This window comes from Azoarcus sp. TTM-91 (assembly GCF_012911025.1).
GTDB lineage: Bacteria > Pseudomonadota > Gammaproteobacteria > Burkholderiales > Rhodocyclaceae > Azoarcus.
On sequence record NZ_WUEI01000170.1, the window covers coordinates 1 to 6,774 of the forward strand.

The 6,774-nt window shown below is 69.8% G+C and carries 4 protein-coding genes; 3 read left to right on the plus strand and 1 reads right to left on the minus strand.

From position 1 onward, the window contains the following. Positions 1-128: 128 nt before the first annotated feature. Genes GRF61_RS22690 through GRF61_RS22700 form a run of 3 tightly spaced genes read left to right on the plus strand, consistent with a single transcriptional unit; the run spans position 129 to position 6,103 of the window. Positions 129-1,313, plus strand: a complete 1,185-nt coding sequence (locus tag GRF61_RS22690; protein WP_169152893.1) for an efflux RND transporter periplasmic adaptor subunit — start codon at positions 129-131, stop codon at positions 1,311-1,313. A gap of 10 nt (positions 1,314-1,323) precedes the next feature. Then, positions 1,324-4,512, plus strand: a complete 3,189-nt coding sequence (locus GRF61_RS22695) for a multidrug efflux RND transporter permease subunit (protein WP_169152894.1) — start codon at positions 1,324-1,326, stop codon at positions 4,510-4,512. Positions 4,513-4,528: 16 nt separating this feature from the next. Continuing rightward, on the plus strand, positions 4,529-6,103 hold the full coding sequence (locus GRF61_RS22700) for an efflux transporter outer membrane subunit (protein ID WP_169152895.1): 1,575 nt from the start codon (positions 4,529-4,531) through the stop codon (positions 6,101-6,103). A 37-nt stretch (positions 6,104-6,140) separates the two neighbouring features. On the opposite strand, the gene GRF61_RS22705 is transcribed toward GRF61_RS22700, so the two are convergent. After that, a complete protein-coding gene (locus GRF61_RS22705) occupies positions 6,141-6,581 on the minus strand; it encodes a hypothetical protein (protein WP_169152896.1) in 441 nt (146 codons plus the stop codon). Positions 6,582-6,774: the final 193 nt, after the last annotated feature.

Sequence of the window (6,774 nt, forward strand, 5' to 3'; positions counted from 1 at the left end):
CCCCTCCCTGCCGCCCCGACTTCCTGCATCCCGTCCCGGCCGCTGCGGTGGCCGTCACCACAAAACGCTTTCAAGAACCCATCGGCCAGCCTCCCGAGGCCAGGCCGACCCCGACAGGAGCCGCATCAATGTCGCGCAACCGCAAACCCTATGTCCTGGCGAGCATGGTCGCCGTCGTTCTCGCCCTCGGGGGAGGTTTCGCCACCCTGCGCAGCCAGGACGGCAAGGCCGTCGCCGCCGAAGGTGCGCCCGCCAGCACGGTGGATGTCGCCGCCGTGGCCGAGCAGCGCATCACCGACTGGCAACAGTATTCCGGCCGGCTGGAGGCGGTGGAGCGGGTGGAGATCCGCCCGCGCGTGTCCGGCACCATCACCGAGGTGCATTTCCGCGACGGCAGCCTGGTGAAGAAGGGCGATCCGCTGTTCACCATAGACCCCCGCCCCTACGCCGCCGAGGTGGAGCGCACCCGCGCCCAGCTCGCCGCGGCGGAAACCCGCGCCGCCTATACCGCCAACGAACTGGCGCGCGGCGAACGCCTGCTGGCAGACAACGCCATTGCCCGCCGCGACTACGACGAGAAGCAGAATGCCGCCCGCGAGGCGGATGCCAACCGCCTGGCCGCCCGCGCGGCGCTGGAAGCGGCGCGACTCAACCTGGAATACACCCGCATCACCGCGCCGGTGGCCGGCCGGGTGTCGCGCGCCGAGGTCACCCTGGGCAACGTCGTCGCCGCCGGGCCGGCCTCGCCGGCGCTGACCACGCTGGTGTCGGTGGACCGTCTGTATGCCGCCTTCGACGTGGATGAGCAGAACTTCCTCCGCGTCATCAACGACGGCAAGGGCGGCGCCGGCGTGCCGGTGCAGCTGGGCCTGGCCAACGAAGAAGGCTACTCCCGCAGCGGCAAGGTCAGCTCCATCGACAACCGCATGGACACCTCCTCCGGCACCATCCGCGTGCGGGCGGTGTTCGACAACCCGGACGGCCGCCTGCTGCCTGGGCTCTACGCCCGCATACGCCTGGGCGGTGCCGCCCCGCGCGACGCCATCCTGATCGACGAAAAGGCCGTCGGCACCGACCAGGCCAAGCGCTTCGTGCTGGTGGTGAACGACAGCAACCAGACCGCCTACCGCGAGGTGAAGCTGGGCGCGGTGCATGAAGGCCTGCGCATCGTCGAACACGGCCTGCAGCCGGGCGACCGCATCGTGGTGAACGGCCTGCAGCGCGTGCGCCCCGGCCAGCCGGTCACCCCCAACCTCGTCTCCATGTCGGCCCCTGCCGCCCCCGGCACTGCCAAGCTGGCCGACAACCGCTGAGCTTCCCGCCATGAACATTTCCAAATTCTTCATCGACCGGCCGATCTTCGCCGGCGTGCTGTCGGTGCTGGTACTGCTGGCCGGCGCGCTGGCGATGTTCCAGCTGCCGATCTCCGAGTACCCGGAGGTGGTGCCGCCCTCGGTGGTGGTGCGCGCCCAGTACCCGGGCGCCAACCCCAAGGTCATCGCCGAAACCGTCGCCACGCCGCTGGAGGAGTCCATCAACGGCGTGGAAGACATGATCTACATGCAGTCCCAGGCCAACAGCGACGGCAACCTCACGCTGACGGTGTATTTCCGCCTCGGCATCGACCCGGACAAGGCCCAGCAGCTGGTGCAGAACCGCGTCTCCCAGGCCCTGCCGCGGCTGCCGGAGGACGTGCAGCGCCTGGGCGTGACCACGGTGAAAAGCTCGCCGACGCTGACGCTGGTGGTGCACCTGCTGTCGCCGGACGACCGCTACGACGCCACCTACCTGCGCAACTACGCGGTGCTGAACGTGAAGGACCGGCTGGCGCGCATCCAGGGCGTGGGCGAGGTCGCCATCTGGGGCGCCGGCAACTACGCCATGCGCGTGTGGCTGGACCCGCAGAAAGTGGCCCAGCGCGGCCTCACCGCCACCGACGTGGTGGCCGCCATCCGCGAGCAGAACGTGCAGGTGGCCGCCGGCGTGATCGGCGCCTCGCCCACCCTGCCCGGCGTGCCGCTGCAGTTCTCGGTGAATGCCCAGGGCCGGCTGCAGACGGAAGAGCAGTTCCGCGACATCGTGCTCAAGACCTCGCCGGACGGCGGTGTCACCCGCCTGTCCGACGTCGCCCGCGTCGAACTGGACGCCTCCGAGTACGGCCTGCGCTCGCTGCTCGACAACAAGCCCGCCATCGGCATGGGCATCATGCAGTCGCCCGGCGCCAACGCGCTGTCGGTGTCGGAGCAGGTGCGCGCGGCCATGGCCGAGCTGCGGCAGGACTTCCCCGCCGGCGTGGATTACCGCATCGAGTACGACCCCACCCAGTTCGTGCGCTCCAGCATCAAGGCGGTCATCACCACCCTGCTGGAAGCGGTGGCCCTGGTGGTGCTGGTGGTCATCCTGTTCCTGCAGACCTGGCGCGCCTCCATCATTCCGCTGCTGGCGGTGCCGGTGTCCATCATCGGCACCTTCGCCCTGCTGCTGATGTTCGGCTACACCATCAACGCGCTGTCGCTGTTCGGCATGGTGCTGGCCATCGGCATCGTGGTGGATGACGCCATCGTCGTGGTCGAGAACGTGGAGCGCAACATCGCCGCCGGCCTCAGCCCGCGGGACGCCACCTACCGCGCGATGCAGGAGGTGAGCGGCCCCATCATCGCCATCGCCCTCACGCTGGTCGCGGTGTTCGTGCCGCTGGCCTTCATGACCGGCCTCACCGGCCAGTTCTACAAGCAGTTCGCGATGACCATCGCCATCTCCACGGTCATCTCCGCCTTCAACTCGCTGACGCTGTCGCCGGCCCTGTCCGCGCTGCTGCTGAAGGACCACCACGCCGCGCCGGACGGCCTCACCCGCGTGATGGACAAGCTGCTGGGCGGCTTCTTCGCCCGCTTCAACCGCTTCTTCAACCGCGCCTCGGAGAACTACGGCCGCGGCGTGGCCGGCGTGGTCAACCGCAAGGCCTCGGTGATGGGCGTCTACGCGGTGCTGCTGGCGCTCACCGCGGGCGTGGGCTACATCGTGCCCGGCGGCTTCGTGCCGGCGCAGGACAAGCAATACCTGGTGAGCTTCGCCCAGCTGCCCAACGGTGCCTCGCTGGACCGCACCGAAGACGTCATCCGCCGCATGAGCGCCGCCGCGCTTGAGCAGCCGGGCGTGCAGAGCGCCATCGCCTTCCCCGGCCTGTCCATCAACGGCTTCACCAACAGCTCCTCGGCCGGCATCGTCTTCGTCACCCTCAAGCCCTTCGAGGAACGCCGCTCCGCCGAGCTGTCCGCCGGCGCCATCACCATGGCGCTGAACCAGAAATACGCCGCCATCCAGGACGCCTTCGTCGCCGTGTTCCCGCCGCCGCCGGTACTGGGCCTGGGCACGCTGGGCGGCTTCAAGCTGCAGCTGGAAGACCGTGGCGCGCTGGGCTACGCCGAGCTGGACGCCGCCACCAAGGCCTTCGTTGCCGCCGCCGCCAAGGCGCCGGAGCTGGGCCCCACCTTCACCAACTACCAGATCAACGTGCCGCAGCTGGACGTGGACCTGGACCGGGTGAAGGCCAAGCAGCTGGGCGTGTCGGTGACCGATGTGTTCGACACCATGCAGATCTACCTCGGCTCGCTGTACGTGAACGACTTCAACCGCTTCGGCCGGGTGTACCAGGTGCGCGCGCAGGCGGATGCGCCCTACCGCGCCCATCCGGAAGACATCGGCCAGCTGAAGACGCGCAACGCCGCTGGCGACATGGTGCCGCTGTCCTCGCTGGTGCAGGTGCGGCCCAGCTATGGCCCGGAGATGGTGGTGCGCTACAACGGCTACACCGCCGCCGACATCAACGGCGGCCCGGCGCCCGGCTATTCCTCCGACCAGGCGGAAGCCGCCGCCGAGCGCATCGCCGCGGAAACGCTGCCGCGCGGCATCAAGTTTGAATGGACGGACCTCACCTACCAGAAGATCCTCGCCGGCAACGCCGGGATCTGGGTGTTCCCCATCAGCGTGCTGCTGGTCTTCCTGGTGCTGGCCGCGCAGTACGAGAGCCTGACCCTGCCGCTGGCGGTAATCATGATCGTGCCGATGAGCATCCTCGCCGCCCTCACCGGCGTCTGGCTCACCGGTGGCGACAACAACATCTTCACCCAGATCGGCCTGATGGTCCTGGTGGGGCTGTCGGCGAAGAACGCCATCCTCATCGTCGAGTTCGCCCGCGAGCTAGAGATCCAGGGCCGCAACCCGGTCGAAGCCGCCATTGAAGCCAGCCGGCTGCGCCTGCGCCCCATCCTGATGACCTCCATCGCCTTCATCATGGGCGTGGTGCCGCTGGTGCTCTCCTTCGGCGCCGGCGCCGAGATGCGTCAGGCCATGGGCATCGCGGTGTTCTTCGGCATGCTGGGCGTGACCCTGTTCGGCCTCTTCCTCACCCCGGTGTTCTACGTGCTGCTGCGCACGCTGGACCGCCGCCACAAGCTGCATTCGGCCAACCCGCATCCGGCGCCCATCACGGTGCCCCATGTCGAATACTGATCACGGAGCCGCAAGCATGAACTCCAACAACTCCGCTCTCCGCGCCGGCCCCGCCCGGCCCGGCGGCCGGCTGATGGTACGGCTGGACGCCGCCCTCGCCCGCCTGCCCCGCACCCTGCCCACCGCGCTCACCGCCGCCCTGGTGCTGGCCGGTTGCTCGCTGGCGCCGGTCTACGAACGGCCGGCGGTGGAAACCCCGGCCGCCTTCAAGGAACTGGACCCAGCCGCCGCCGCCCGCTGGCAGGCCGCCGCGCCGGCCGAGCACCAGCACCGCGGCCAGTGGTGGAAGGTGTTCGCCGACGACACCCTGGACGCGCTCGAAATCCAGGCCCTGGCCGCCAACCAGGATCTGCAGGCCGCCGCCGCCCGCCTCACCCAGGCCCGCGCGCTGGAAGGCAGCGCCCGCGCCGACCGCCTGCCGCAGGTGAACGCCAGCTTCGGCCCCACCCGCCAGCGCGCCTCGCCCGCCTCCCAGGGCCTGGAGCACGACGCCTCGGTATCGCCGCAGACCCTGTGGCGCGCCCAGGCCGACATCGCCTACGAGGTGGACCTGTTCGGCCGCGTCGCCTCCAGCGTGGAAGCCGCCACCGCCGGCACCGAGCAGCAGGAAGCGCTGTTCCGCTCGGTGCTGCTGGCGCTGCAGGCGGACGTCGCCCAGGCCTATTTCGAGATCCGCGCGCTGGACGCCGAACAGGCGCTCTACCGCGGCACGGTGGACCTGCGCCGCGAAGCCCTGCGGCTGATAGAGCGCCGCTTCGAAGCCGGCGACATCGGCGAGCTGGACGTCGCCCGCGCCCGCACCGAGCTGGCCTCGGCGCAATCGGAATCCCTGGGCATCGCCCGCCGCCGCGCCATCGCCGAACACGCACTGGCCACGCTGCTGGGCAAGTCGCCGGCGGAATTCAGCCTGCCGCCGCAGCCGCTCGCCCGCGTCGCGGTGGCGGTGCCGCCCGGCCTGCCCTCCAGCCTGCTGGAACGGCGGCCGGACATTGCCGCCGCCGAGCGCGCCATGGCCGCCGCCAACGCCCGCATCGGCGTCGCCCGCGCCGCCTTCTTCCCGCGCCTCAGCCTCACCGGTGCGCTGGGCTATGAATCCGCCGAACTGGGCGACCTGTTCGACTGGTCCAGCCGTACCTTCCTGCTCGGCCCACTGGCCGGCGGCATCCTGTCCCTGCCCCTCTTCGACGGCGGCCGCCGCCAGGCCGAGCTGGACCGCAGCCGCGCCGCCTACGAGGAAGACGTCGCCCGCTACCGCCAGACGGTGCTCAACGCCTTCCGCGAGGTGGAAGACAACCTGGCCGCGCTGCGCATCATCGGCGACCAGACCCGCGCCCAGGACGAAGCGGTGAGCGCCGCCGAACGCACCGCTCGCCTGTCGCAGCTGCAATACCGCGAAGGCGCCACCAGCTACTTCGAGGTCATAGACGCCGACCGCAGCGTGCTGCAGCAGCGCCGCCTCGCGGTGCAGCTGGACAGCGAACGCGCCCGCGCCGCGGTGGGGCTGATCCGCGCCCTGGGAGGCGGCTGGGAAGCGCCGCCGGCGGCGGCCGCTGCCTCGGCGCCCGCCGCGCTCGCCAGCGCCCAGCGCTGAGCGTCGCCCTCGCGCAACCCGGCCCGCCGTTCCGCCTTCAGGCGGGCGGCGGGCTGTTTCGTTTCTCCTGGGCGGCGGCCTGCTCCTTGGCCATGACGGCCCCCAGTCGTCTCGACACCCGGTAGCTCAACACCGCCGAGCTTAAAGACAGCACCGCCAGCACGCCGAACCCGATCACCGACCACTTTCGCGATTGCTCCTGCAGGCGCTCCAGATAGGGCTCACCGCCCTTCATTCGACGCAAGATGCTGTCCAGCTTGCCCAGCTGTTGAGAGTCGAAGCGGCTGCGGTCGATGTAATTCTGGGCAAGGAAATCCACCATCCCCGTACTGGGCGGAAACAGATAAGAACGATTGAACCCAGCCACCACCGCCATCGAAGTCGCAATCAAGCTGGTGAGCAAGGCAAGCAGGGCAATACCGCGCAGCATCATGAAAGCCCGGGGTAAGAACAAGCGCATATTCTTCCGCCACTTCACCCCCTTCTCCGGAGAAACGGGCTTGCCCCGTCCGTCCCACCGCCCTCCTGCCAAGCCAGTCGCAGCCGGCACCACATCGAGCAGACGCAGGCTGGCCCACCCTGCAGCAGCCCACTAAAATCCCGGCTGGCGCAAGACGGTTCAGAGTGCGCGAGGGCAACTCCCTCCCCCCTCGCGGGGGAGGGAAGGGGAG

Excerpts from the sequence above, each read along its gene's own strand:
- GRF61_RS22690 (WP_169152893.1), top strand. The coding sequence starts at position 129 with ATGTCGCGCAACCGCAAACCCTATGTCCTGGCGAGCATGGTCGCCGTC.
- GRF61_RS22695 (WP_169152894.1), top strand. The coding sequence starts at position 1,324 with ATGAACATTTCCAAATTCTTCATCGACCGGCCGATCTTCGCCGGCGTG.
- GRF61_RS22700 (WP_169152895.1), top strand. The coding sequence starts at position 4,529 with ATGAACTCCAACAACTCCGCTCTCCGCGCCGGCCCCGCCCGGCCCGGC.